This is a genomic window from Mesorhizobium sp. NPDC059025, assembly GCF_042739655.1.
In the GTDB taxonomy this organism is placed as follows: domain Bacteria; phylum Pseudomonadota; class Alphaproteobacteria; order Rhizobiales; family Rhizobiaceae; genus Mesorhizobium.
The window spans coordinates 708407-734823 of record NZ_JBHYIM010000002.1 but is presented as its reverse complement, the minus strand read 5'-3'; the positions used below and the strand labels follow the sequence as shown (position 1 = coordinate 734823).

24 protein-coding genes are annotated in these 26417 nt (G+C 61.7%); 18 read left to right on the top strand and 6 right to left on the bottom strand.

Annotated elements, in window-relative coordinates:
* Positions 1–122 precede the first annotated feature (122 nt).
* The 4 genes from ACFWYE_RS07835 to ACFWYE_RS07820 all read right to left on the bottom strand — a co-directional run bounded on the left by ACFWYE_RS07835 (position 123) and on the right by ACFWYE_RS07820 (position 4636).
* Positions 123–671 carry a DUF1254 domain-containing protein gene (locus ACFWYE_RS07835; protein ID WP_379110581.1) on the bottom strand — a complete coding sequence of 183 codons (549 nt, stop codon included), beginning with the start codon at positions 669–671 and terminating at the stop codon, positions 123–125.
* Positions 664–1248 carry a DUF1214 domain-containing protein gene (locus ACFWYE_RS07830; RefSeq protein ID WP_379110579.1) on the bottom strand — a complete coding sequence of 195 codons (585 nt, stop codon included), beginning with the start codon at positions 1246–1248 and terminating at the stop codon, positions 664–666. The genes ACFWYE_RS07835 and ACFWYE_RS07830 overlap by 8 nt, the downstream gene beginning before the upstream one ends.
* 181 nt (positions 1249–1429) lie before the next feature.
* A complete protein-coding gene (locus ACFWYE_RS07825; protein ID WP_379061282.1) occupies positions 1430–3586 on the bottom strand; it encodes a transglycosylase domain-containing protein in 2157 nt (718 codons plus the stop codon).
* 231 nt (positions 3587–3817) lie between these two features.
* Positions 3818–4636 (bottom strand): aminoglycoside N(3)-acetyltransferase, encoded by an 819-nt coding sequence (locus ACFWYE_RS07820; protein WP_379110577.1) that lies wholly within the window; start codon positions 4634–4636, stop codon positions 3818–3820.
* 161 nt (positions 4637–4797) lie between these two features.
* On the opposite strand from ACFWYE_RS07820, the gene ACFWYE_RS07815 reads away from it, so the two are divergent.
* Positions 4798–5229: a GNAT family N-acetyltransferase gene (locus ACFWYE_RS07815; protein WP_379110575.1), complete on the top strand. Its 432-nt coding sequence runs from the start codon at positions 4798–4800 to the stop codon at positions 5227–5229.
* A gap of 5 nt (positions 5230–5234) precedes the next feature.
* Here the strand turns inward: ACFWYE_RS07815 and ACFWYE_RS07810 are convergent, their stop codons facing one another.
* Positions 5235–6029, bottom strand: coding sequence for an SDR family NAD(P)-dependent oxidoreductase (locus ACFWYE_RS07810; RefSeq protein WP_379110573.1), 795 nt, complete (start codon positions 6027–6029; stop codon positions 5235–5237).
* Positions 6030–6164: 135 nt separating this feature from the next.
* Between ACFWYE_RS07810 and ACFWYE_RS07805 the strand changes: the two genes are divergently transcribed.
* The 4 genes from ACFWYE_RS07805 (at position 6165) to ACFWYE_RS07790 (ending at position 10325) form a co-directional block, all read left to right on the top strand.
* Complete coding sequence (locus ACFWYE_RS07805) at positions 6165–6680, top strand: SUKH-3 domain-containing protein (protein ID WP_379110571.1); 516 nt, start codon at positions 6165–6167, stop codon at positions 6678–6680.
* A 275-nt stretch (positions 6681–6955) separates the two neighbouring features.
* The gene (locus tag ACFWYE_RS07800) at positions 6956–7348 is read left to right on the top strand and encodes a winged helix-turn-helix transcriptional regulator (RefSeq protein ID WP_379110569.1); all 393 of its coding nucleotides are present in this window, start codon (positions 6956–6958) and stop codon (positions 7346–7348) included.
* Positions 7349–7671: 323 nt separating this feature from the next.
* Positions 7672–8832: a porin gene (locus tag ACFWYE_RS07795; RefSeq protein ID WP_379110567.1), complete on the top strand. Its 1161-nt coding sequence runs from the start codon at positions 7672–7674 to the stop codon at positions 8830–8832.
* Positions 8833–9143: 311 nt separating this feature from the next.
* The gene (locus tag ACFWYE_RS07790) at positions 9144–10325 is read left to right on the top strand and encodes a P1 family peptidase (protein ID WP_379110566.1); all 1182 of its coding nucleotides are present in this window, start codon (positions 9144–9146) and stop codon (positions 10323–10325) included.
* 73 nt (positions 10326–10398) lie between these two features.
* On the opposite strand, the gene ACFWYE_RS07785 is transcribed toward ACFWYE_RS07790, so the two are convergent.
* Complete coding sequence (locus ACFWYE_RS07785) at positions 10399–11175, bottom strand: pyrroline-5-carboxylate reductase (protein WP_379110565.1); 777 nt, start codon at positions 11173–11175, stop codon at positions 10399–10401.
* 274 nt (positions 11176–11449) lie between these two features.
* Between ACFWYE_RS07785 and ACFWYE_RS07780 the strand changes: the two genes are divergently transcribed.
* The 13 genes from ACFWYE_RS07780 to ACFWYE_RS07720 all read left to right on the top strand — a co-directional run bounded on the left by ACFWYE_RS07780 (position 11450) and on the right by ACFWYE_RS07720 (position 26342).
* Positions 11450–11752: a hypothetical protein gene (locus ACFWYE_RS07780; protein WP_379110563.1), complete on the top strand. Its 303-nt coding sequence runs from the start codon at positions 11450–11452 to the stop codon at positions 11750–11752.
* Positions 11753–11815: 63 nt separating this feature from the next.
* Positions 11816–12481: a response regulator transcription factor gene (locus tag ACFWYE_RS07775; RefSeq protein WP_129410493.1), complete on the top strand. Its 666-nt coding sequence runs from the start codon at positions 11816–11818 to the stop codon at positions 12479–12481.
* Positions 12465–13907, top strand: a complete 1443-nt coding sequence (locus ACFWYE_RS07770; RefSeq protein ID WP_379061257.1) for an ATP-binding protein — start codon at positions 12465–12467, stop codon at positions 13905–13907. Before ACFWYE_RS07775 ends, ACFWYE_RS07770 begins: the two co-directional genes overlap by 17 nt.
* A gap of 103 nt (positions 13908–14010) precedes the next feature.
* Positions 14011–14445 (top strand): hypothetical protein, encoded by a 435-nt coding sequence (locus ACFWYE_RS07765; protein ID WP_379061255.1) that lies wholly within the window; start codon positions 14011–14013, stop codon positions 14443–14445.
* Positions 14446–14682: 237 nt separating this feature from the next.
* A complete protein-coding gene (ccmI, locus tag ACFWYE_RS07760) occupies positions 14683–15810 on the top strand; it encodes a c-type cytochrome biogenesis protein CcmI (protein WP_379110562.1) in 1128 nt (375 codons plus the stop codon).
* A gap of 3 nt (positions 15811–15813) precedes the next feature.
* A complete protein-coding gene (ccmE, locus tag ACFWYE_RS07755; RefSeq protein ID WP_129410490.1) occupies positions 15814–16257 on the top strand; it encodes a cytochrome c maturation protein CcmE in 444 nt (147 codons plus the stop codon).
* Between the two features lie 5 nt (positions 16258–16262).
* A complete protein-coding gene (locus ACFWYE_RS07750) occupies positions 16263–18248 on the top strand; it encodes a heme lyase CcmF/NrfE family subunit (RefSeq protein WP_379110560.1) in 1986 nt (661 codons plus the stop codon).
* The gene (locus ACFWYE_RS07745; RefSeq protein ID WP_379110558.1) at positions 18245–18712 is read left to right on the top strand and encodes a cytochrome c-type biogenesis protein; all 468 of its coding nucleotides are present in this window, start codon (positions 18245–18247) and stop codon (positions 18710–18712) included. Before ACFWYE_RS07750 ends, ACFWYE_RS07745 begins: the two co-directional genes overlap by 4 nt.
* 141 nt (positions 18713–18853) lie before the next feature.
* Positions 18854–20377 carry a Do family serine endopeptidase gene (locus ACFWYE_RS07740; RefSeq protein WP_379110557.1) on the top strand — a complete coding sequence of 508 codons (1524 nt, stop codon included), beginning with the start codon at positions 18854–18856 and terminating at the stop codon, positions 20375–20377.
* A 315-nt stretch (positions 20378–20692) separates the two neighbouring features.
* The gene (locus ACFWYE_RS07735; RefSeq protein ID WP_326891276.1) at positions 20693–21370 is read left to right on the top strand and encodes a response regulator transcription factor; all 678 of its coding nucleotides are present in this window, start codon (positions 20693–20695) and stop codon (positions 21368–21370) included.
* A 6-nt stretch (positions 21371–21376) separates the two neighbouring features.
* Entirely contained in the window at positions 21377–22861 is a 1485-nt protein-coding gene (locus ACFWYE_RS07730; RefSeq protein ID WP_379110555.1) for an ATP-binding protein, read from the top strand.
* Positions 22858–25824: a bifunctional [glutamine synthetase] adenylyltransferase/[glutamine synthetase]-adenylyl-L-tyrosine phosphorylase gene (locus tag ACFWYE_RS07725; protein WP_379110553.1), complete on the top strand. Its 2967-nt coding sequence runs from the start codon at positions 22858–22860 to the stop codon at positions 25822–25824. Before ACFWYE_RS07730 ends, ACFWYE_RS07725 begins: the two co-directional genes overlap by 4 nt.
* Positions 25825–25886: 62 nt before the next feature.
* On the top strand, positions 25887–26342 hold the full coding sequence (locus tag ACFWYE_RS07720) for a hypothetical protein (protein ID WP_379110551.1): 456 nt from the start codon (positions 25887–25889) through the stop codon (positions 26340–26342).
* Positions 26343–26417: the final 75 nt, after the last annotated feature.

Genomic DNA, 26417 nt, shown 5'->3' with positions numbered 1-26417 from the left:
TCTTCCCGGGGGTCCGCTACGAGCGACCCCAGGAGGCAATGCCGGTTGCCGCGGGCATCGAAGCTGGCACGAGCGGTACCCCGTCACCCAAGCCGCGACACTGAACACGATGGCCGTTCGGTTCAGAATTGCTGCAGGTCGCAGGAACTCTGGCTGAGGAATTTGGTCACGGCCGGGCGCCAGCTTTCATCCGGCACGAATGCGCGCAGCACGACGATGCCTTCTTCGATGGGGGCTTCGACAAAAATCGAACCTTCGAAGCCTTCCGGCAACGCCTTGCGCATTTCGATCATCTGCGCCGGTGTCAGCACAACCGCGTCCATCTGTCCGCTGGTCGCGCTGCGGTCGTTGAAACTGTAGATGTTGTGGCCATTACGATCATAGACCGAGACCGACCAGAATGGCACCGAGCCGGGTGCGGTCACCTGTACCACGCCGTCGCTCAGGTCGAAACGGCAGGCCGCCGCAGCAAACAGCGGATCGATCGACTTGATCGGGGCCGGGCTACCCGGCGCGGCATCGAGCCGCGTCATGGTGTAGAAATCCGCCTTCATCGACAGGTTCGACCAGGCGTCGCGCTCTGAAAACTCAGGCACCAGCAACAGCACCGTGATATGGACGATCGCGGCGCCGATCAGGCCGATGACGATGGCGTGGAGAAGCTTACCCATTGCAGCCAACCCTGACGATGGCGGGCAGCCTGACGTCGGAAAGCCCCGTCGAAGCGGCAATCGGCGTGTCATAAAAATTCAAAACGAAACGCAACGGACCCGAGCCGCTGACCGGCAGCCAGTTGCCCGGGGCGGCGTTCGGAGCCACCGTGACGATGGCTGAGTTATCGGCCTGCCGGAGGATTTCGTAAGAGTGCAGGGCAGCCTGATGTGGTCTGCTCGAGGCGATCGGATCGAGCGCCAGATCCGCAACATGCAGCGTCCAGAAACGCGCGGTGGGCGAGCCCCCTGCGATCGTGTAGCTGCATTCGCGCCGCAATCCCTCGCCGCTGGAATCGGCCTCGGCGATAAACGACAAGCCTTCGGCGCGACCCAGTGTCAGCGCACCCTGGCGCGCGACACGCGCCTGCGAATAAGGGTCGGCATCCAGCGTACCGATGTCGGGAAAAGCCGTCCAGGGTCCGATGCGGATGGCACCGCCGCCGCTCTGGGCGTCGAGCGTATACCAGACGCTGCCGCCGCCTAGCCCTATGGCGATGGTCAGTGCCAGCAGCGTCAGCAATGCGTTCTTCAGCATGAAGGCTCGTCAGGACTGGAGCAACTCCAGCAAAAGTGCCTAGCGGTTTTGCGTCTGGAATTGCGTATAGACAAAAAGTTGGAGCATTTCCGCGTTTCCGTGAAAAACGGAAACGCTCTGGTGTTCATCGCGGCATAGCGGCAGGCGGAACGACAGGCAAGCCGGGAAGATCGTACAGGCGTCACAGTGCCGAGAGCTTTTCAGGAGTGGTGGGTGGAGCCAGCTGAACCGCGTCCTCGAAGGTTTTGGAGAGCGTGCGCAGCGTCTGCGTGGTGCGGCTGGAAAGCACCGGTGGACGTTCTGCCGCCACCCTTGCTTCCTCTTCGGCGGCTTGCTTCTTCTGCGCCTCCTCGGCCTTTGCCGCCACCGTCTTGTCGACGAAGGGCTGGTCGATACCGGGTATCGGCTTCAGGTCGATGTTCTGATGCGCGTAGACCATCATGCGTTGCCAGATCATCGCTGGCAGCGAGCCGCCGGTCATGTTGTTGGTTGGCCTGAAATCGTCGTTGCCGAGCCAGACAGCCGCCGTGTAGTTGCCGGTGAAGCCGACATACCAGGCGTCACGATAGCTCTGCGTGGTGCCGGTCTTGCCGCCGGAAACGATGTTGGGCAGAGCCGCGCGCCGCGCCGTGCCGATGACGGGCACCTGGGTCAGCATCGCATTCATCGAGCGCAACGCCTTCTCCGACAGCACACGGCGAGGGGCGGGCGCATCCTTGGCCCAGTCGTAGACGACATCGCCGGTATGGGTGACCAGCTGTGTAATGCCATGGCGGGTACCGACATAGCCGTTCTGGGCAAAGACGGAATAACCCGTGGCCTGGTCCATCACAGTCATGCCGGAGGTGCCGAGCACCATGGTCTTGTGCGATTCCAGTGGCGATTCAACGCCCATGTCCTCAGCCAGCTTCTTGATCGGCGGGATCGACAGTGAGTCCTTGGCGAGCCTGACAGGCACGGTGTTGATGGACTTCACGAAAGCGTTGAGCAGCGTGATCTTGCCGCCGAAACCGCCGCTGTAGTTCTTCGGCGACCAGTTGCCCCAGCTGACGGGGCCGCTTGAAACCACCGAATCCGGCGTGAAGCCATGTTCCATGGCAGTTGCGTAGACATAAGGCTTGAAGGACGATCCTGTTTGGCGCAGCGCCTTTGTGGCGCGGTTGAACTGGCTGGCGCCGTAGTCGCGCCCGCCAACGATGGCGCGCACGGAGCCGTTGGTCTCGATGACGACGACCGCGCCCTCGGTGACTCGGTACTCCTTGCCGTATTGACGCAGGTGGAACTCGACGGACTCTTCGGCCGCGTCCTGGATGTTGGCGTCGAACGTCGTATGCGCGACCAGCGAGTGCGTGCCCTTCGGAGCGATCTTCTTGACCTCGTCGAAGGCCCAGTCGAGGAAATAATCGGGGCTCTTGCGTTCGCCACGGTCGACAACGTTGGCTGGGTGCAGTCTGGCCTGCAGGACCTGGCCCTCCGACATGAAGCCGCTGTCGACCATGTTGTTGAGCACGACATTGGCTCGGGCGCGTGCTGCAGGCAGGTTGATGTGCGGCGCATATTTGGTCGGTGCCTTGAACAGGCCGGCCAGCATGGCTGCCTCGGCCAGCGTCAGATCCTTCACGCTCTTGCCGAAATAGAAGTCGGCCGCCGCCTCGATGCCGAAAGTGCCACCGCCCATGTAGGAGCGATCGAGGTAAAGCTGCAGGATTTCCTTCTTGGAGAGGTTGGCTTCCAGCCACAGGGAAAGAAAAGCCTCCTTGACCTTGCGTTCCAGTGTGCGTTCGTTGGTCAGGAACAGGTTCTTGGCCAATTGCTGAGTGATGGAGGAGCCACCCTGGACCACTGAATTGGCGCGCACATTTTCCGTCAGCGCCCGCGCAAGGCCGAGAAAATCGATGCCGTAATGTTCGAAGAAGCGGCGATCTTCGGTGGACAGAACGGCCTTGATCACATGATCCGGCATCTGGTCGACGGGCACGGAATCGCGCTGGATGATACCGCGCTGGCCGATCTCGTTGCCGTAGCGGTCAAGGAAGGTCACGGCGAAGTCGCCCTGTGCCCGCCAGTCGCCCGATGTTTCCTGGAAGGCGGGCAGGGCGAGCGCCAGCAGAGCGACGGAAGCGCCGGCACCGAGCGTAAATCCCTCTGACAGTCCTTCGATCAGCCAGCGTCGCCAGCCGGTGACCTTGAAACGGCGAAAGAAGATCGTTGCCGATTCCCAGAATTCACCGGCGCGATAGCGGAGCTTGTAGAGGCTCGAATCCAGCCAGGCGTCGAGCGACAGGAACCAGGCCGCGATCGGCCCTCTTTTCTTGCGCGGTTCCTGGGGGATGTTCATCGAGGCCGGTTACACGCTTGCGATGGGTTGCGCCGTGGCGTCAGTATACTCGTTTGCCGCGCAATCAGGAACGCAGGCGGCCCCATTTCGGTTGCCGAGCCGACTATTGGTCGATTGCGGCGGTACTGGCAAGGGCTTCACCATTGGATGCGCGATTGGTGAAGGGAGGGTAAAGGGCGGCGGCGTATCCGCGCGCGACGACCTTTCCATGTACCGTTTCTTCCATGTACATCATCCGGAAGGAGGTTGCTGCGCAGCCATGATCCTGGCAGCGGCATCGACGACTGCCGGCATAGACATCAGATGACAGGTTGCGGAGCCAACCGTTCCGGTCTGGACAAGGCCTTGGCGTATCAATTCCTTTCCTATCTTCGGAAACCGGTCTGCATCTCCGGTCGCAATGCTGAAATTGACCCAGCGGCGTTGCCCGTCCACGATGAGGGGAGACCCTTCCGCGATCCTCGGCAGGGATGGCCAGGCCATGTGTTCGGCCAGATGAAAAGCGGTGCATGCGTCGAACTCTGCGCCGAGCAGCAGGATACGTGCTGACGATCGATGGAGATATCCAAGAGGACCATCCTTGCCGAAAGGCTCTGCCAGCAGTTGCCGCTCGGTGATCGTCTCCGCCGAGGGGCCGAGGGCCGAGAAGGAGCAGGTCGGGTGCAGACTTCGCCGCGCACCCGGCCAGGTGCGGAACAACTCTGCGACAGCACCCATATCACGGGTCGGCGTGGTGAGCGGATCAAAGGCCGGCAAGGTTTCACGAATGATCTCGATCCAGTTTTCGGGAACGGCCGGGGCCTGCCAGTGCACAGGGTCGCTGAGCTGTGACGACTGTGCGGGCATCACCAATGTGCCGGTCTCGGTGATCGCGCCAAGCAAGGCGCGCACAACCGTTTCCGCGCCGCCTGAGACCCAGCCCAGCCTGCTCAGGGCGCAATGGACGAGCAACGTCTCGCCGGCTTTCACACCCAGATGCCGCAGATCGCGGATCAGGCTGTCGCGGGTCCTTGGCTCGGGAGTGGCGGCGACAATGCGGTGTTCCGTCATCTGATCTTCCTTGAGGCTACGGGTTTGTCGTTGGTCGCTGCCGCGGAAGCGCGATGCCAGGATAAACCCATCTTCTGGCGACTGAACGCTGCAACCGTTGGCACAAGCAGCCCGGTTCGCGAACACCTTGTCTCAAAGGCAGTGGCTGGCGATAAGGACGGATGACAGCAAGCCTGGATACAACGCCGGATCGCTCCCTGCCGCACTTTCTATGGCGCGGCGCTTTCGAGAACGACGAGTTGAATGCATTGCATGCCGAATGCTTCGAACATGCGCAGTTTGACGATGATTGGTGGTCTCAGGTCAACCGTTTCAGCCTGGGTTGGGTGACCCTGCGGATCGGGAGCGATCTCATCGGCTTCGTCAATGTTGCCTGGGATGGTGGCGTGCATGCTTTCCTGCTCGATACGATGGTGCATTCAGCGCGCCGCCGCCGCGGCTATGCATCGCAACTGGTGCGGGTCGCTGTCCACAATGCCAAGGCGTCGCGCTGCGAGTGGCTGCATGTCGATTTCGACCCGCATCTGCGGGATTTCTATTTCGCGGCTTGCGGGTTCAGCGCGACAGATGCCGGGTTGGTCCAGTTGCGGTAGGCCGGTTATCCGGCGTCCAGCCCATCGACATAGGTCATGCCGGAATTGGCAACGAGCGAACCGCCATCCACGGCATAGACCGCGCCGTTGACGAAGGAGGCCGCCGGCGACAACAGGAAGGCGATGACCTCGGCCGCTTCCATCGAGGAACCGGCTCGGCGTTGGGGAACGTGTTCGCTGACCTTGGCGTAGGCAGCCTCCAGATCGCTGCCGATCGGCAGCGCACGCATTTCCTCATCCGCCATCTCGCTGCGAATCCAACCCGGTGCAACGACATTCGCGCGCAGGCCGTGACGCGCGTATTCATAAGCGAGACATCTGATGAACTGACTGATTCCAGCTTTGGCGGCCGAGTAGGCCGAGATGCCTGGGCCGGTTTGCACTGCGCCCACCGAGCTCACAGCAACCACGGCACCGCGACTGGCCAGGAGATGTGGCAGCGCGGCCTGGGTCATGACGAAGGGCGCCGTCAGGTTGACTGCGATCTGCCGATCCCAATCCGCGATGGGAAGTTCGGCGATCGAAGCGGAGAGAATGATGCCCGCATTAAGGACAAGGCCGTCCAGTCGCCCGTGGCGTTCCACGGTGTGTGTCACCATCTCACGTGCCGCAGCGTGGTCGGTGACATCCAGCGCGATAGCATCCGCGCCGGTACGCGCAGCGATCGCATCGAGGGCATTCCTGCGGCGGCCACAGATGACGACGCGATGGGAGTTGGCGAGCCGTTCGGCGACGGCGGCGCCGATACCGCTACCGCCACCGGTGACGATCACCACGGGCTTGTCCTCGCCAGCCTGCATGGCTTGTCCTCCCTGCAAATACGGATCAGCCTAGCAGCCAACGGGTGGCAATCCTGTCATCCGCAAGGATGATCCAGCTTCTCGCGCAAAGCAGGGTTGTTGCGAACACAGTGCTTTTCGTCGCATGGTCTCGACATGGTTGCTTTCGCCATCCCTGCCTCTATCGAACCGCTCTTCGTCTCAGCTGGATGGCGGCCAGACCGGTGGAGAGACGGCACTGTCATCGTGCCAAAGGAGCATCCGTCAATTGCTATCCTGCGTGAATTCGCTGGCCTTGTGGTTGGAGAAAGCGGAACCGGCGAGACCTGTGCCCGCATGGCATTGTCGTTTGGATCGATTGGCGAAGTCGACGAGCAGATCGAAGAACTGGAAGCTGCGCTCGGCTTGACCATCGTTGGCATCGCCGAGGATGGCCTCGGTTATGAAACCATCTACATTGACGGGCAGGGCAGGGTCTTCTGCACCAATGTCGTAGCCGAAGGGCTCTATCTGGCCGGCCGATCATTTGGCGAGGCCTGCGAAGCCTTGTTGCTTGGGCGAGCCACAACGCCGATCCTGCTGGATCGCCAGGATAGTGTGCCGTTCTACGGCGTAGACCTGCAGCGTGGAGACCCTCGGCTGGTGACGGTGGCGCAGTTACGTGACAGCTAGGGCTGGGGGTTCCTCGGAGCCATTGGTACAGGCTTTGGCTCAGAGGTCCCTTTTGGTTTGGTGCAGTTTTCCTATGGCGGGAACTTGCATGCAGCCGGGTGTCATCACACGCCAAGCTAGCAACCGCAGGCGGTTGCGCAGGTTCTGATTATCCTGCGTTCGTGCGGGCGCCGGCAAGGGCGGTGCAAAAATCCGAAATTGTGAAGGAACCAAAGCAGCCTACGGCTGTTACTGCGCGAGTTTCGATTTGGGGGGAAGCAAATCAGGAGACAGTTATGAACGATCACGTCACCGACCGCTTGGCCGTCGACGGGGATACGATGTTCGAACTTTTCTCCGACAAATGGACCCTCGTCGTGCTGCGGCGGATCTACCTCGACGGAGGTGCGGCACGTTTCAATGCGCTCAAGCGTCAGGTGGAAGGCATCAGCCAGAAAACGCTGACGCAGTCACTGCGGCGACTCGAACGGAACGGCCTTGTCAATCGCCACCTCGTCGACACCACACCGCCCGGTGTCGAATACACCCTCACGGCGCTGGGCAATTCCCTGAAACTACCCCTTGGCGTGCTGCGCGATTGGTCTGAAAGCAATGCCCACGCGATCCATCATGCTCAGCAGATTTTCGATCAGAAGCAATCCAAGGCGCCTGGTTCTATGGTCGCCTGACCAATTGTGTCTTTATTGCAACGCGACAACTGCACAATTGAAACGAAATTCGCGTCGCCAAAATCGGTATGGAAATTAAGACTATTACATTAGATTTCTGGTGAATGTCAAATTCATATGTGAAATCAGTTATTTGAACACAGGTGGTAGCCAAATGGGTACTTATATATTATTTTTGATGTTACAGATCGGTAACATTTTTGTTATCAAGGCCGATGCCACAAATTATGCATAGTCCGTCCGTTCGGATCGGGAACTTCCGGCGGCATTTTGCTTGCGACTGGGGGAACTTGACGATCCGAAAGTACGAACAGGGGATATCAGTGAAAATCCACACCCTTCTTCTCGGCTCGGCCGCGGCAATGATCGCCGTTTCCGGCGCTCGCGCCGCCGACGCCGTCGTCGTCGCAGAGCCGGAACCGGCAGAATACGTCAAGATCTGCGACGTCTACGGCGCCGGCTATTTCTATATCCCGGGCACCGAGACCTGCCTGCGTATCGGCGGTTATGTCCGTTACGATGCCGGCCTCGGCGATCTTGGCTCGTTTGACGGCGCCAAGACCCGTGATCGCCTCAATGGCGATGAGCAGGACACCTGGCAGAAGAACGCCCGCCTCGCCCTGCGCACCTGGACCGGTCAGGAAACCGAGTTCGGTACATTGAAGACCTTTACCGAGACCCGTTTCAACTTCGGCAACCGTGATGGCAGCGGTGAAGCCGGCAACAAGGGCGACATCCAGCTCAAGTGGGCCTGGATTCAGCTCGGTGGTCTGCGCGTTGGTAAGGACGAGTCTGCTTACGACACCTTCTCGGGCTACGCTGCCAACGTCATCCAGGATACGCTGGTTCCATACGGCGAGTTCGATACCAACCTGATCAGCTACACCTTCGACGGCGGCAATGGTTTCTCCGCGATCGTGTCGCTCGAACAGGGCTCGGGCAGCTACAACACCTATGTGAAGGACGGTGCCGGCAACTGGGTCTTCGCTCCTGGCAACGACCAGACCATCGACAGCTACGTTCCAAACGTCGTGGTCGGCGCCAAGTACACGCAGGGCTGGGGTGGTATCTCCGGCGTCGTTGCCTACAACTCCTCATGGGAAGAGTGGGCCGGCAAGGTTCGCCTGGACGTGAACGCAACCGACCAGATCTCGCTGTTCATCATGGGCGGCTACGGTACGGACGACAACATCTACCGCAGCTTCTACAAGCCATGGGGCGGCAACTGGGCCGTCTGGGGCGGCGGCACCTACAAGTTCAACGAGAAGACCTCTTTGAACGCCCAGGTGTCGTATGACGAAGGCGAGACGCTTGGCGTCGCCGTCAACGTCGCGCATCAGCTGGTTCCGGGCTTCACCGTCACGGCCGAAGTTGACTATGTCAATGAAGGCAAGTTCGGCAAGGCCGACTACCGTGGCAGCTGGTCCGGTGCGGACAAGGAAAGCAGCGTCGGCGGCATCCTCCGCTTCCAGCGCGATTTCTAAGCATTTCTCCTTTAGCGGGTGCCGGCTTGACCTCCAGTCATTCGCTCTTTTTATCGAGGTGATATCTCACCGAGGAATGGCCCGGCCCCTGGTCGGGCCATTCCTTTTTGGGCATCGACAATGTTCGAGCTGCGGCCGGGGCCGCCTGCCGTGCTGGCTCCAGCCTTTGGTCCAGAACCCGCCTTTGCATTGACGTAGCGTCAATGATGGTTGCCGCTTCCATTTCCTGATGGCGATATGCATTTGTCGCTTGGTTGATCGAAAGATCAAAGGAGGACTGAGCGCGTTTTCATCAGAGTGGAGGAGACACCATGGAACGTGCAAACAGAAGTCTGGTCGGGGCGATGTGCGGCATCGCTCTGGCTGTGAGTGCAGCTGCTGCGTCGGCTGCCGATAAACCGCGTGCCCGCGACCTCGGCATTCCGTTCGAAGGGACGCCCGGGCCAAACAACGCCATCACCGATGTGCCGGGCGTCACCGTCGGGTATTCGACGATCATCGAAGGCGAAGGCAAGATTGCGGTTGGAAAGGGACCCGTGCGCACCGGCGTCACCGCAATCCTGCCGCGTGGCAAGGCGTTCGGGCCGTCTTTCGCCGGCTGGTATTCGCTGAACGGCAATGGCGAGATGACCGGGACGACCTGGATCGAGGAAAGCGGTTTCCTCGAGGGCCCGATCATGATCACGAACACGCACAGTGTCGGCGTCGTCCGCGACTCTGTCATCTCCTGGGAGGCAGAGAACAACCTCGTCGGGCCGCATTTCCGCGATCTCTATTGGAGGTTGCCGGTGGTAGCAGAGACCTGGGACGGCATCTTGAATGACATCAACGGCATGCATGTGAAGAAGGAACATGTCTACGCCGCGCTCGATACGGCCAAACCCGGTGCAATCGCGGAAGGCAATGTCGGCGGCGGCACGGGCATGAACCTGTTCAACTTCAAGGGCGGCACCGGCACGGCCTCGCGAAAACTGTCGGCCGAGGATGGTGGCTACAATGTCGGCGTTCTGGTCCAGGGCAATTTCGGTTCGCGAGCAGATCTCACCATTGCCGGTGCCCCGGTCGGCAAGGAGATCACCGACCTGATGCCGGATGTGTCATGGAAACGCGAGGAGGCGGGGTCGATCATCGTCGTGGTCGCGACTGATGCGCCGTTGTTGCCGCATCAGCTGAAGCGGCTCGCCCGCCGCGTGCCGCTCGGCATCGCCAAGACGGGTGGTTATGGCGGCAATGGCAGCGGCGACATCTTCATCACCTTCTCGACCGCCAATCCGGAGGCTTTCAATCAGGAGAAGAACACGACGGTCGAGATGGTCTCCAACGACAAGATCAATCCGCTGTTCCATGCTACTGCGGATGCGACGGAAGAGGCGATCATCAACGCCATGGTCGCGGCCGAGACCATGAAGGGACGCGACGACAATGTCTCCTTTGCCATTCCGCACGACAGGTTGCGGGAAGCCCTGAAGAAGTACAACCGGTTGGCGAAGTGAAATAAGGCGACCAGAAAGGCCAGCCCCTGCCTGGGGGCTGGCCAGACTTGACCACTCCGGGTGATCCCCGCGCCTATGTCCGCGAAGCAACGATGCGTTTGTGCACGCCGCCCAGGCTTTGGGTGAAAGTGTCGAACAGTCCGGCGTCCGTCAGTTCGCGCAGGATCTGCTCGTTGATGCCGTCGCGTGTCGCGTATTCCTGCGACAGATGCATGAAGCCGCTGGCAGGCGAAGCGTCGGGTGCATTGGCCAGCGCCTTGAACAGGGTGGCGATATAGTCGCGCCCCTTGGTGTCATCGACGCCCTGGGCCTTGAGCCACACGTGAACGGTATCGAGATATTTGAAGAAGCTGGCATAAGTCGCTGTCACGACGCTGAGAGCGTCGAACTCGCTTGCGCTCTCCACCTCGATGGCCTTGCCAAGTCCACCGAAGAGAGCAGCGATATCCTTGTCGGGCGGGCAGATGATGGTGGCGCCTTGTCTCAACGCGATCATCGGCATCGGCAGCGCCTTGGTCAGCTTGTGGGCTGGCGCAACCAGCGTAGCGATCTCCTCCAGCGAGAGCGTCGCGATCAGGCTGACGATGTGATGGTCCGCCCTGAATCGCAGCGATGGGATGACCTCGTGTGCGACCTGTGGCCTCACCGCCAGCATCACCGTGTCGCTGCCGTCGAGCACGGCCTGATTGTTGCTCGCCACCTGCACGTCCTCAAAACGCAAGGCGAGGTTTGCAGCGATCTCTTCGTTGCGTGGCGACAGAAGCACCGACACCGAGTTGTCGGCCACCGATTTGAGCCCTGTGACAATCGCTGCGGTGAGTGCGCCCGTGCCGACGAAGCCAAGTTTCATATGATGCTCTGTGTTGCTGGTTGGATTTGAATTATCGGCGACCATAGTCGCGGCAGCCACGCAGGCAAGGGCTGAAAATGTCTGCTCGCCGGTGTTTCTACCCGTCTTGGCAGTGGGAGGTTGTCATCCATGATCGGATCGCTTCGTCTGAACGGTTGTCTGCCGTCGAACGTATCGGTTAAGGTCCGCGCGGTTTGCCATTAAGGACGTGGTAGGGAGACGCAGTCGCCGGTGTTCATTTCGTGTTCAGCCCCGATGCGCTAATAAAGGCGCCATGAACAGGATCCGCTCCACTCTTCGGTCATTTTTGCTGGCGCTTTGCGTCGGCGGGCTGATTGCCGCCGCTCCGGCGAGTGCCATGCCGATCTCGTCTCCCGCCTATACCAGACAGGTTGTGACCGTCGCGGCCGACTGTTACGCGATCGGCCAGGAAGTCGCGGCCCAGAACGGTGGTACGCTCGCCAAGGCCTCGTCCGCCAACCGCGGTGGACAGGAGGTGTGCGTGATTGTCGTGCTGGTGCCGGGCAAGGACGGAGAGCGCCCGCGCAGGGCCGAGATGGTGGTGCCAGCGGGCTGATCCGGTTTCCGCGTTCCGGATCGATCTATATCCGAACAATACAACAGAACGACATGAGGCATAATGCGCGTACTGGTGGTCGAGGACGACAAGGAACTGAACCGGCAACTCGCCGATTCGCTTGTCGACGCGGGTTATGTGGTCGACCGCGCCTATGATGGCGAGGAAGGTCACTATCTCGGCGATACCGAGCCCTATGACGCGGTCGTGCTCGATATCGGCCTGCCGCAGATGGACGGCATCAGTGTCGTCGAGCGATGGCGCCGGGATGGCCGCAAGATGCCGGTGCTGATGCTGACGGCGCGCGATCGTTGGAGCGACAAGGTTTCCGGTATCGATGCCGGCGCCGACGACTATGTGACAAAGCCTTTCCACATCGAAGAAGTGCTGGCCCGCGTGCGCGCGCTCATTCGCCGCGCTGCCGGCCATGCGTCATCCGAGCTGACCTGCGGCCCATTGCGCCTGGATACCAAAGCGTCCAAGGCCGACGTCGACGGCGTGCCGCTGAAGCTGACGTCGCACGAGTTCCGGCTGCTTGCCTACCTCATGCACCACATGGGGGAGGTGGTGTCTCGCACTGAGCTGGTCGAACATTTGTATGATCAGGATTTCGATCGCGATTCCAATACCATCGAAGTTTTTGTCGGCCGGCTGCGCAAGAAGATGGGTGTCGACATGATCGAGACCGTGCGCGGCATGGGATACCGCATGCGTGAACCGGAGGCGTAAAGCGGAACCGCTTGCCACCACCAAACGCTCGAAGACGAAGGCGCCGCTGCGTTTCTGGCTGCGTTCGCTGACCTTTCGTGTTGTTGCCTTCTCGTCGATCTGGGCGGTGCTGACGCTGGTCGTCATCTTCACCCTGATCACCACGCTCTACCGTCAGGCCAGTGAACGCGGTTTCGACAGCCTGCTCTCGGCGCATCTCTTCAACCTGATCGGATCTGTCGGCATCTCGGACAAGGGCGTGTTGATCGGTGCGCCGGATCTCGGCGACCTGCGCTTCTCCGAACCTTTTTCCGGCTGGTATTGGTCGGTCGAACCGGCCTCGGAAGGTGTCAGCGGCCACTTGCGTTCATCGTCGATGATGGCGCAGACGCTGCCTTCACCGGGCATCGGCGAAGTGCCGTTCAACTCCAGCTTCCAGCGCAGCTATTCGACAAAAGGGCTGAGGGGCGAGGAGCTGCAGGTCTTCGAAAGCGAATTCGTGCTGGACGCGAAGAACCACATCGCTCGTTTCAGGGTGATGGGCAACAAGAGCGAGCTGGAAGAGGAAATCCGGTCGTTCCAGGGCCGGCTGCTTACCTACCTGTCGTTGTTTGGCGCTGGCATGATCGCCATCAACGCAATCGCCATTCTGCTTGGTCTACAGCCCTTGCGAAGGGTCCGGGCGGCCCTGGCGCTGGTGCGCGAGGGGACGGCGCAGCGCCTGGATGGGCATTTCCCGGCGGAGATCGAGCCTTTGGCCAACGAGACCAACGCGCTGATTGAGAACAACAAGCGCATCGTCGAGCGCTCGCGCACGCAGGTCGGCAACCTGGCGCATTCGCTGAAGACACCGCTTGCCGTACTCCTGAACGAGGGACGGGCGCTTGGCGGGCAGAAAGGCCAGTTGATCACCGATCAGGCTGCGTCGATGCAAAAGCAGGTCGAGCACTATCTGCAGCGGGCGCGCATCGCCGCCCAGCGCAACAGCGTGGTGTATCGCACGCCGGTCACGCCGTTGGCCGAACGCATGGTGCGCGTGATGCAGAAGCTGAACCCCAAGGTGACGCTTTCGCTTTCGCTGCCTGTCGAGGCCATCATCTTTGCCGGAGAGCGCGAAGATCTTGAAGAGATGATGGGCAACCTGCTCGAGAACGCCATGAAATGGGCGCGCGGCAATGCAAAGGTTACGGTCAGGCCGGTGGTCGCGGCCGGCGAAAGCAGCGAGCAGTTCGAGATATTGATCGAGGATGATGGTCCGGGGATCCCCGAGGACAAGGCGCGAGAGGCGCTGCAGCGCGGGAAGCGGCTGGATGAGACGAAGCCCGGGACAGGGCTGGGACTGGCTATAGTTGCTGACCTGATCAAGGAGTATGGCGGCACGCTCGCGCTCGAGCGTTCGACGATGGGAGGCCTGAAAGCGATCGTGCGCCTGCGCAGCGTCCAGTGAAGAACGTGTTATGGGGGTGGCACATGGCCCAATTTCAGCCCAATATCGGGATTATCGCCGCGGCCGCCGCCGATTGCGCGGCGAAGAGGGGAATTTTGACAGCATGACGATTCGCATGGGCCTCGTTGCCGGAATGCTGGCGCTGGCCGGCTGCAGCACGACAGGGTCGAATGGAAGCGGACCTGATATCGCTCCGAAATCGGGTTCTGACGGTTCCTCGATTGCCTCTACTGTGCTTTCGGAAATGGGCGGTGGCCTTATCAGCGGCAATATCGGGGCGAACCTGACCACGACCGAAAAGCGCAAGGCGCTGGAGGCTGAATACAAGGCGCTCGAGTATACTGCCAGTGGCCAGACAGTGACCTGGAAGAGCGATCAATCCAGCCGTTATGGCGAGGTCGTCGCGGCGCAGCCATACCGTGTCGGTTCCCAGGATTGCCGTCAGTATCGCCACACGGTCTATTCGGGTGGCGCCGGCCAGATTGCGCGTGGCACAGCCTGCCGCAACTCGGACGGCAGCTGGACACCGCTGACCTAGAGCAATTCCAGGAAAAGTGTGTAACGGTTTTCCGTCCGGAATTGCGTAAAAACAAAAGGCTGGAGCGTTTCCGCGTTTCCGTGAAAAACGGAAACGCTCTAACCGCTGCTACCACGATTTTCCAAGGGCTTTAGCCGGGCATTTGCGCTCGATCAAAGTCTCCTGGCCGCAATTCTGTCAAAGCGTCGCAGGACGCTTGTGTTGGCAGGACGAAGCCGGACCGCTATTGGAAGTGCCATGCTGTTTTGGGTCATAGCCGCGGTGCTGACGCTGGGCGCGAGCCTGGCCGTGCTGTTGCCTCTCGCCGGAGGGGGGAGGGGGCAGGATTCTCAAAATGCGCACGATCTCGAAGTCTATCGCGACCAGCTCAGAGAACTCGACGGTGACCTGTCGCGTGGGCTGATCCAGCCGGCCGAGGCCGAGCAGGCCCGTGCTGAAATCGGTCGCCGTATCCTGCGCCTGGGCGGCAATGAAACCGCGCTACAGGATTCCGGCTCCGGGTCGAAAATCGTCCGTCTGCTGTCCGTCGTCGCGGTGCTGGCCGTGCCTCTCTTGAGCTGGGGCATCTATGGCCGTCTCGGCTCGCCGGACTTGCCCTCCCAGCCTCTCGCGGAGCGCCTTGCGAAGAATCCGGCGGATAGTTCGGTTGATGAACTGGTGGCGAGAGCCGAAGCGCATCTGGTAAAGAACCCCACCGATGGCCGTGGCTGGGATGTTCTGGCCCCGATCTATCTGCGCATCGGCCGGTTTGGCGACGCCGTCACTGCCTACCGCAACGCGATCCGGCTCGAAGGAGACAATGCCGCTCGCCAGACAGGGCTGGGCGAGGCAATGGTCAATGACGCCGGCGGGGTGGTTTCGGCCGATGCACAGGCTGCCTTCGAGACCGCGTTGAAGCTTGAGCCGAACGATCCAAAGGCGAACTTCTATCTGGCGCTGGCATTTTCGCAGGAGGGCCGCAAGCCGGAAGCGGTCGCCACACTTCAGAGACTGCAGACGACGCTGCCGGCGGATTCTCCATGGCGCAAGGCCGTTGGACAGGCGCTGGCGAGCCTGAAGACCAATCCTGTTCCGCCCCAAGGCGGCCCGTCGGAAGGCGATGTCGCCGCCGCTTCGTCGCTGTCGGACGAGCAGCGCGGCGCCATGATCGAGACGATGGTGGCCAGCCTCGATGAAAAGCTCAAGCAGAACCCGCGCGACACGGAAGGATGGATGCGCCTCATGCGTTCGTATGTCGTGCTGGGCAAGACCGACGAGGCCCGCGCTGCGCTGCGGCGCGGGATCGCGGTTTTTGGCGCCGATAGTCCGGAAGCCAAGCAATTCACAGCCTTTGCCGGTAAACTCGGCCTCGCGGCAACGGAGTAGGCGATGACGCGCAAGCAGAAACGACTGTCGGTGATCGTGGCGGGGCTGGGTTTCCTGTCGATCGCGGCGGCCCTGACTTTTTATGCCCTCGGTCAGAAGGCCTCTTACTTCTACATGCCGGGCGATCTTGCTGCCGCCAACGTCGCGCCAGGCCAGCGTATCCGGCTCGGCGGGCTGGTGGAAAAGGGCACGATCGTGCGCGGCCAGGGGACAACCGTGTCCTTTGCCGTGACCGACACGCACGACGCCGTGAAGGTAACCTACACAGGCATCCTGCCGGACCTCTTTCGTGAAGAGCAGGGCGTCATCACCGAAGGTTCATTTGGCTCCGATGGCGTTTTCGTTGCCGATAGCGTGCTGGCCAAGCACGACGAACGCTATATGCCCAAGGAAGTCGCCGACGGGTTGAAGGCCAAGGGCGTGTGGCAGGAAACACAGGTTAAATAGCGGGCATGGTTGAGATCGGTCATTTCGCCCTGGTTCTGGCTTTTGCACTGGCATTGATCCAGACCGTCGTGCCGCTGGTCGGCGCCCGGCTCGGCAATGAACGCATGATGGCAGTGGCCGCGCCCACCGCCATCACCGGTTTCGCGCTGACGGCGCTTTCCTTCGCTGCGCTGATGGTTGCCTATGCCGGTTCCGACTTTTCGGTCGTGAACGTCTGGGAAAATTCGCACTCGCTGCAGCCGATGATCTACAAGCTCACCGGGACCTGGGGCAATCACGAAGGCTCCATGCTTCTGTGGGTCCTGATCCTGGCTTTCTTCGGTGCCCTGGTCGCGGCCTTTGGCGCCAATCTGCCGGCCAGCCTCAAGGCAAACGTGCTGGCCGTTCAGGGCTCGATCGGCGTCGCGTTCCTGCTGTTCATCCTGTCGACATCCAACCCTTTTACCCGGTTGATCCCGGCTCCGGTCGAAGGACGCGACCTCAATCCGATCCTGCAGGATCTTGGATTGGCGGTGCATCCCCCGCTGCTCTATCTCGGTTATGTCGGCTTCTCGATCTGCTTCTCCTTCTCTGTCGCTGCCTTGATCGATGGCCGCATCGATGCCGCCTGGGCGCGCTGGGTACGGCCGTGGACGCTGGTGGCCTGGATATTCCTTACCGGCGGCATCGCGATGGGCTCCTACTGGGCCTACTATGAGCTTGGCTGGGGCGGCTTCTGGTTCTGGGATCCGGTCGAGAATGCCTCCTTCATGCCTTGGCTGGCAGGGACTGCACTGCTGCACTCCGCCATCGTCATGGAAAAGCGCTCGGCTCTCAAGATCTGGACACTGCTGCTCGCCATTCTCACCTTCTCGCTGTCGCTGCTCGGCACTTTCCTGGTGCGCTCCGGGGTGCTGACGTCAGTTCACGCCTTTGCCACGGACCCGTCGCGCGGCGTCTTCATTCTGTGCATCCTGCTCTTTTTCATCGGCGGTTCGCTGGCGTTGTTTGCGCTGCGTGCATCCTCGCTGACGGCGGGTGGCCTGTTCCAGCCGATTTCGCGTGAGGGCGCGCTGGTGCTGAACAATCTGTTCCTGACCACCGCGACGGCAACCGTGCTGATCGGTACGCTCTATCCACTCGCGCTGGAGGCAGTGACGGGAGACAAGATTTCAGTCGGCGAGCCCTTCTTCAACCTGACGTTCGGTCCGCTGATGGTACCGCTCCTGCTGCTGGTGCCATTCGGCCCGCTGCTCGCCTGGAAGCGCGGCGACATGTTTGCCGCCGCACAGCGGTTGATGGCGGCTTTCGGGGCCGCCTTGCTGGCTGCGCTGGTCGTGCTGTTCTTCATCGATGGCGGGTCGGTCCTCGCTGCCTTCGGCACTGGCCTCGCCGTCTGGCTGATCCTGGGGGCGGCCACCGACCTGGCGATGAAATCGGGTTTCGGTTCCGTGGCGCCTCGGATCATGCTGCGTCGCTTCGTTGGCCTGCCGCGCTCGGTCTTTGGAACCGCGCTCGCCCACGCCGGCCTCGGCGTCACGCTGATCGGCATGGTCGGCACATTGAATTTCGGTGAAGAGCACATCCTGACCATGAAGCCGCAGCAGACGGTCGAAGTTGCCGGCCGGATTGTGCGGTTCGACGGAATCCAGCCGATGAAGGGACCGAACTTCAACGAGGATCGTGCCCGCTTCGAATTGATCAATGCAGGCGGCCAGGTGACGGGCACGATCAATTCGTCCAAGCGTTTCTACCCGGCCCGCCAGATGCCGACCACCGAGGCCGGCATAAAGACGATCGGCTTCAGCCAGCTTTACATCGCACTCGGTGATGAGTCCGCCGACGGCTCGGTCGTCGCGCGCATCTGGTGGAAGCCGCTGGTGACACTGATTTGGCTGGGTGGTCTGGTCATGATGGCGGGTGGTACGGTGTCCCTGGCCGACCGGCGCCTGCGGGTCGGTGCGCCAGCCAAGCGCAAGGGCAAGCCGGCAGCGGCGGCAACCGTGTCATGACGATGCGAGGTTTTGTCGCCGGCCTGGTCTTGGGATTGGTGCTGCTGGCTTCAGGCAGCGCCTTTGCCGTCAAACCCGATGAGATGTTGTCCGACCCGGCACTGGAAGCGCGCGCGCGCTCACTGTCGGCCGGCTTGCGCTGTATGGTCTGCCAGAACCAGTCCATCGACGAATCCGATGCCGATCTTGCGCGCGACCTGCGCGTCCTGGTGCGCGATCGGCTCAAAGCCGGCGACAGCGACACGCAGGTCATCGACTATGTCGTCTCGCGCTACGGCGAGTTCGTGCTTTTGAAGCCGCGTTTCGAATGGCGCACGGCTCTGCTGTGGGGGACACCCGTTCTGCTGCTTCTGATCGGCGGGGCGTTCATGTTGCGGTCGGCACGTCGGCCGAGAGCGCAGGAAACGGCTGGATTGAGCACGGATGAAAAGGCCAGGCTCGACGCGATCCTGAAGCGCGATTGAGCAATTTCAGGAAAAATGCACAGCGGCTGACCAACATTACCAAAGTTTCATCTACCGGAAATGAAGCGGTAATGTCGGCTTCTCTATCTGTTGTCCCGAAGGATGCCGCTTGAGCGTCCAGTTCTAGAGGATAACGGATTCATGACTGCTACCCCTACTTCTTCCCGCACCCGTTCGCGCCTTGCCGCTGCAGCCGCTTCGCTGGCGATCGCCGGCGCCATCGGCTTCGGCGCGGTGACGACCGGCACGGCCCCCGTGATGGCCGAGGCCGTCAATGTTCAGGCTCCCCAGGTTCCGGGTTTTGCCGATCTCGTCGAGAAGGTCTCGCCTGCCGTTGTTTCGGTGCAGGTCAAGGCCAAGGTCCAGCCGGCATCCGATGACGGCGGCATGCCCTTCGACGCTCCCGATTTCTTCCAGGACAATCCGCAGCTCAAGCGCTTTTTCAAGGAGTTCCGCGGTCCCAACGGCCAGGGTGGCCGCAGCTTCCAGCATCGTGAAAACCCCAATCGCGAGCCGCGTCCGGTTGCGCAGGGCTCAGGCTTCTTCATTTCCGAGGACGGCTACATCGTCACCAACAACCACGTCGTCGATGGTGGCACCGCCTTCACCGTCGTCATGACCGATGGCAAGGAATTCGACGCCAAGCTGGTCGGTACCGACCAGCGCACCGACCTCGCCGTGCTCAAGGTCGACAACAAGGACCAGAAGTTCACCTATGTCGAGTTCGCTGACGACTCCAAGGTCCGTGTCGGCGACTGGGTGGTGGCCGTCGGAAATCCGTTCGGTCTCGGCGGCACCGTTACCTCGGGTATCGTCTCGGCTCGCGGCCGCGACATCGGCGCCGGCCCTTATGATGATTTCATCCAGATCGACGCACCGGTGAATCGCGGCAATTCCGGCGGCCCGACCTTCAACCAGAGCGGCCAGGTGGTCGGCATCAACACCGCGATCTTCTCGCCTTCGGGCGGCAGCGTCGGCATCGCCTTCGACATTCCGGCTTCCACCGCCAAGCAGGTCGTGGAAGTGCTGATGAAGGGCGGCACGATCGAACGCGGCTGGCTCGGTGTCGAAATCCAGCCGGTCACTGCCGATATCGCCGAATCGCTCGGCTTGAAGGCTGAAAAGGGTGCGCTGGTTTCCGGTGCCCAGGACGATAGCCCTGCCAAGAAGGCTGGCATTGTCGCCGGTGACGTCATCACCCAGGTCGACGGCAAGGATGTCGCGACCACCAAGGAACTGGCCCGCCTGATCGGCGCCTACCAGCCCGGCAAGTCGGTGGATGTCACCGTTTGGCGCGGTGGCAAGGCAGAGACCATCAAGGTCGACCTCGGCAAGCTGCCGAATGGGGACAAGATGGCGTCGGCCGGCAAGCCGTCGGAGCCGTCGGGGACCAACTCCCTGGCCGACCTCGGCCTGACGGTCACCAAGTCCGACAACGGCAAGGGCGTGGTCGTGACCGAGGTCGATCCCGACAGCGATGCCGCTGATCGTGGCATCCAGGCGGGCGACGTCATCACTGCGATCAACAGCCAGGAGATCGCCGGGGCATCCGACATCTCCAATGCGATGAAGGAAGCGCAGAAAGCCGGTCGCAAGCAGGTGCTGGTGCAGATCAGCCGCGAAGACGCCAACCGCTTCGTGACGCTGCCGGTCGCCAAGGGCTGATCGATCGCCGCTGGCAAGGGAGTGCCGGAAACGCCTGGGGCAGTGGGGGCACTGAGCCAGGCGGGCCGGATATCCGGTGCCTGTCGGTGTCTTTCGGATGTTGGCCGTCCTGGGGATGGTTTCAGCGCCCGGAAAACTCTGCTTCCGGAGCGGTGGTGTCGCACCCCCGGATCACCGTGAAGGAAGCATGGTCGGCGTGTCAGTCAGTAGTGTCCGACCTCAGCGGCAGCGGGGCTCTCGTCCCGCTGCCGCAAAATCACAGGATGTCCAGAGATGTCTGCCGCAACGGCTTCGGAAATTGCGTATAACGGCTCGATGAAGATTCTGATCATCGAAGACGATCGGGAAGCCGCCGACTATCTGGAAAAGGCCTTCACCGAGGCAGGCCATACCGCCCATGTCGCCGGCGACGGTGAGACCGGCTTCGCTCTGGCCGACAGCGGCGAGTATGACGTCATGGTCGTCGACCGCATGCTGCCGCGTCGTGATGGGCTTTCCGTCATTGCGGCACTGCGTTCGCGCGGAAACACCACGCCGGTGCTCATTTTGTCGGCGCTCGGCGAAGTGGATGATCGCGTAACCGGGTTGCGCGCGGGCGGCGATGATTACCTGACCAAGCCTTATGCCTTCTCGGAGCTGCTGGCGCGTGTCGAGGTCCTGAACCGCCGCGCCGGCGTGAAGGAGAGCGAGACGGTCTACAGGAGCGGTGATCTCGAGCTCGACCGGCTGTCGCATTCGGTCAAGCGCGCCGGCAAGGAGATTGTCCTGCAGCCCCGCGAGTTCCGCCTGCTCGAATATCTGATGCGTCATGCCGGCCAGGTGGTGACGCGCACGATGCTGCTCGAAAACGTCTGGGACTATCATTTCGATCCCCAGACCAATGTCATTGACGTGCATGTGTCGCGGCTGCGCGGCAAGATCGAAAAGGGCTTCGAAAAGCCGATCCTGCACACCATTCGCGGCGCCGGCTACATGCTGAAGAGCGGCGGTTAGGTCTCGATGGCCCTGACCGTGCCAGCCATCATGAAGACGACGGCAGCGCGCCTTTCCGCGCTGTATCTTCTGCTGTTCGCGATCTGCGCGGTCCTGCTGGTCTTCTACATGACCTCGCTGTCGGCGCGCATGCTGACGGCGCAAACACAGGAAACCATCAACGAGGAAGTGGCCGATCTTGCCCGTTCCTACCAGCGGGGCGGCCTGCCATTTCTCGTGCGCACCATGGAGCGGCGCTCGCGCGCGCCCGGCGCCAATCTCTATATGATCGCCGATCCAAACGGTGAGGTCCTGGCCGGCAACGTCCAGAGCATCGAGCCCGGGGTGATTGCCCGCGAAGGCTGGACGGAGATCCCGTTTTCCTACGAACGCTATGGCGAAAGCGGCGGCGAGCAGGCGCAGGGCGCGAACGACACCAGCAAGCCATCGGGGCAGGCGCCGGCCCAGATACGCCGCAACAAGGGCCATGACGCCATTGCCCTTGTAGTACGGCTGCCCAACCAGATGATCCTGCTCGTCGGCCGTGACCTCGGCGAGCCCGAGCGTTTCCGCAGCGTGGTTCGTCGGGCGCTCACCTTGACGCTCGGCATGATGGGACTGGGCGCATTGCTGATCTGGTTCCTGGTTGGCCGCACCGCGCTCAAGCGCATCGACAACGTGTCGGAGGCCAGCCGCCGCATCATGGGCGGCGACCTGACCGGCCGGCTTCCTGTCAGCGGAGCAGGCGATGAGTTCGACCGGCTTTCCGAGAACCTCAATGCCATGCTGGCGCGCATCGCCACGTTGAACGAGGGCCTGAAACAGGTCTCCGACAACATCGCACATGATCTCAAGACGCCGCTGACCAGGCTGCGCAATCGCGCGGAGGCGGTGCTGTCGGGCAAACACAGTGCGGCCGACTACAAGGCCGCCCTCGAAGGCACGATCGCGGAGTCCGACCAGCTTATCAGGACCTTCAACGCGATCCTGATGATCTCTCGGCTTGAGGCTGGCTATTCGTCCGAGAACGTGACGCAGGTCGACCTGGCCGCCACCGTCCGCGATGTCGTCGATCTCTATGAGCCAGTGGCAGAGGAAGCGGGCGTCGGCCTGGAAACCAATGTCAGCGGGCCATATCTGATCGATGGCAACCGCGAACTGGTCGGGCAGGCGCTGTCCAACATCGTCGACAATGCCATCAAGTATTCGGTCGATGCTACGGCCAGCCCGATGGTGCGGGTCACGCTCGAACGCATGGCAGGCATGATCAGGCTCACCGTGGCCGACAATGGCCAGGGTATCCCTGACGACGCCGACCGTGCGCGCGTCACCGAAAGGTTCGTGCGGCTGGAAAAGAGCCGTTCGCAACCTGGATCGGGACTTGGGCTCAGCCTTGCCAAGGCGATCATGAAATTCCACAAGGGCACCCTTGATCTGCAACCTGCCGATCCTGGACTATGCGTCGTCATGAGCTTCCCGGAGCGGGAAGTTTCGTCGGGGAGAAACGGATGACGGCAAGTGCAGCGGCTGAGCGCAAGAAGGTGGGATTTCGGCTGCAGCCGAAATTGAAACTTGCGCCGCTCGATGTCGGCCATGGACGCGAGGAACTTGCCGACATGGCGGCGGCGGCCAGGGAAGACGAACTGCCGCGTTTGGCCACGTTTCTGGCCGGCACGGGGGACGCACAGGATTTCCTGGCTGCCGTTTTCGATCTTTCTCCGTTCCTGCGCGATGTGGCGAGACGCCGTCCGCAGATACTGGATGCGTTGTTCGACGAAACCGTCGAACAGCGTCTTGCCGCGGTGGCCGAGATGATAGGCACCGCGTCGCGCTTGGAGAACGTTTCCGAGCAGAGCCTGATGATGGAGTTGCGCCGTCTCAAGGCCGAGGCGCATTTCCTGATCGCACTCGACGATCTGGCCGGGGTTGCCGAGACGTCGCTGACCGTGCGCAGGCTTTCCGATCTGGCCGACGCCTCGATCCGCGCGGCAGTCGATTTTCTGCTGCGCGACGCCCACGAACAGGGCAAGCTGAAGCTCGCGGATCCGAAGAAACCGACGCTGAAGTCAGGCTGGATCCTGCTCGGCATGGGCAAGCTCGGTGCCCATGAGCTGAACTTCTCCTCAGACATCGACCTCGTCGTCTTCTTCGAGCCGGAGGCTCCGGCGGTGATCGATCCGCTCGATGCCACCGAGCTGTTTTCCCGGTTGACCCGCCGTCTGGTTCGCATCCTCCAGGATCGCACCGAACATGGTTATGTCTTCCGCACCGATCTCAGGTTGCGGCCGGATCCCGGCTCGACGCCGCTGGCGATCCCGGTGGAGGCTGCGCTGACCTACTATGAGGGCAGGGGGCAGAACTGGGAGCGCGCCGCGATGATCAAGGCACGGCCCGTGGCTGGCGACATCGCTGCAGGCGAGGCCTTCCTCAAGGAACTCCAGCCCTATGTCTGGCGCAAATACATGGACTATGCGGCGATCGCCGACGTTCATTCGATCAAACGCCAGATCCACGCCCACAAGGGGCATGGCGAGGTTGCGGTCAAAGGCCACAACGTGAAGCTCGGCCGCGGCGGTATCCGCGAGATCGAATTCTTCGTACAGACCCAGCAGCTCATTGCGGGTGGCCGGTTTCCGGAATTGCGAGGGCGCGAGACGGTGCCGATGCTTGGTCAACTTGCAGAGCGCAGCTGGATCACGCCCGAAGCACGCGACGTTCTCACCAAGCAATACTGGTTCCTGCGCCGCGTCGAACACGCCATCCAGATGGTGGCCGACGAGCAGACCCACATGCTGCCGGAGGACGACGAGGGGCTGGAGCGCATCGCCCACATGCTGGGCTACAAGGACGCCGGGACTTTTTCGGCAACGCTGCGCGCTGCCTTGCAGCAGGTGGAAGGCCACTATGCGGCGTTGTTCGAAGCCGCGCCCGAATTATCGGCCGGCGTCGGCAATCTGGTCTTCACCGGTGATGTCGATGATCCCGACACCCTGCAGACATTGCTCGGGCTGGGCTTCCAACGGCCAAGCGACATTTGCCGCGTCATCCGCACCTGGCATTTCGGCCGCTACAAGGTGACGCGATCGGCGGAGGCACGCGAGCGGCTGACCGAACTTACGCCCGCACTCCTGGAGGCATTCGGCAAGACGCGCCGCGCTGACGAGGCGCTGATGCGCTTCGACGAGTTCCTGTCCGGCTTGCCGGCGGGCATCCAGCTGTTTTCGCTGCTGCAGTCCAATCCGGGGCTGCTCAGGTTGATGGCGACCATCATGGGTGCCGCGCCGCGGCTGGCGGCAATCATCACGCGCCGCCCGCATGTGTTCGACGGCCTGCTCGACCCTGCGCTGCTCACCGAGCTGCCGGATCGCACCTATCTTTCAGCGAGGCTGGCGGCCTTCATTGACGGCGACCGCGCCTACGAAGAGGTGCTCGATCGCCTGCGTATCTTCGCTGCCGAGCAGAAATTCCTCATCGGTGTACGGCTTCTGGCCGGTTCCATCGATGCGGCGCGCGCCGGCCGTGCCTTTTCCGATCTCGCCGACCTGACCATCGGAGCGGCACTGGAGGCGGTGGTGGAGGAGTTTGCCCAACGCCACGGCCGCATCCCGGGAGGCAGGATCGCGCTTCTTGGGATGGGCAAGCTGGGCAGCCGCGAGCTGACGGCGGGCTCGGACGTCGATCTTATCCTGCTTTATGACCATGACGAGCAGGCGGAGGAGTCGGATGGCGAGAAGCCGCTGGCGCCATCGCACTATTTCGCTCGCCTGACGCAGCGCCTGATTGCTGCTGTTTCGGCACCTACAGCCGAAGGTGTGCTCTACGAGCTCGATCTGAGGTTGCGGCCATCCGGCAACAAGGGGCCTGTGGCGACGCATGTCGACGCCTTCCGCAAATATCAGCGGCAGGAAGCCTGGACCTGGGAACAGATGGCGCTGACGCGGGCGAGGGCGGTTGCCGGTGATGCCGCTCTGTGCGCAGAAATCGAACGGGAGGTGGAGAACATCCTGGCGCAGCCGCGCGACCGCGCCAAGGTGGCGGCTGAGGCTGTCGAGATGCGCAAGCTGATCGAGGACGAGAAACCGCCGCACGATCTATGGGACATCAAACTCATTCCCGGCGGTCTGATCGACCTGGAATTTGTCGCCCAGGTGGCGACCATCACAGATCAGCTTGAAGGCGATGCCCGCACACCCGGCACCGCGCAGACTTTGGCGAGATTGGCGCCGAACTTTGCCGATCCCGAGATCCGGCACGCGCTTTGCGACGCATATTCGCTGTATTTGTCGGTTACCCAGATGATCAGGCTGTGCCTGACCAGCACGTTCGAACGCGATGACGTGCCGCCGGGTCTGGTCGACCTCCTTTTGGCAGCAACCGATCTGCCGGATTTCACGGTGCTGGAAGCGCACCTCAAAGAGACGTCGCGAAAGGTCAGGAAGGACTTCGACCTTTTGCTGCGTGGGAAACGCTCGTGAGGAACTGACGCCTCGGAGCGGTTTCCAAAGCATCGGGGGTGACGATGCAACAGGAGAAACCGATGAAAAAGTCGACGAAACTTGCCTTCGCATTTGCGACCCTTGCCGGCCTCGTTGGAACCGCCGCCCATGCCGAACAGAACAAGGGCGGCGACATGCGCGAAGGCTCACACTGGCGCCTCCAGAAGGCCTTGAAGGATTCCGATGGTGGCATCACCTTCGATCAGTTCTCGGAAGCGATGAACCCGGAATTGAAGAAGATCCTCGCCGACAATGGCGGCAAGGTCACGGTCGAACAGCTGGCCGCGGCGCTTGAGAAGGCGCGTTTCGAACGCATGGCGAAGCGTATGGTCGAACGTTACGACAGCAAGGGCGAGGGCGTACTGACCCAGGAAGACGTCACCGCACACCAGAAGAAGATGTTCGCACTGTTCGACAAGAACAATGACGGCAAGATCGAAAAGAGCGAGCTGCCGAAGCGTGGCGGTCGCGACCATCGCCAGAGCGAAGCCGAGTAAGCTTCCCTGAGACATCCCGGCGGCGACCGCCGCCGGGTGTTTTCATCCTGTCGGAAGATTTTATCGTAATCCCCG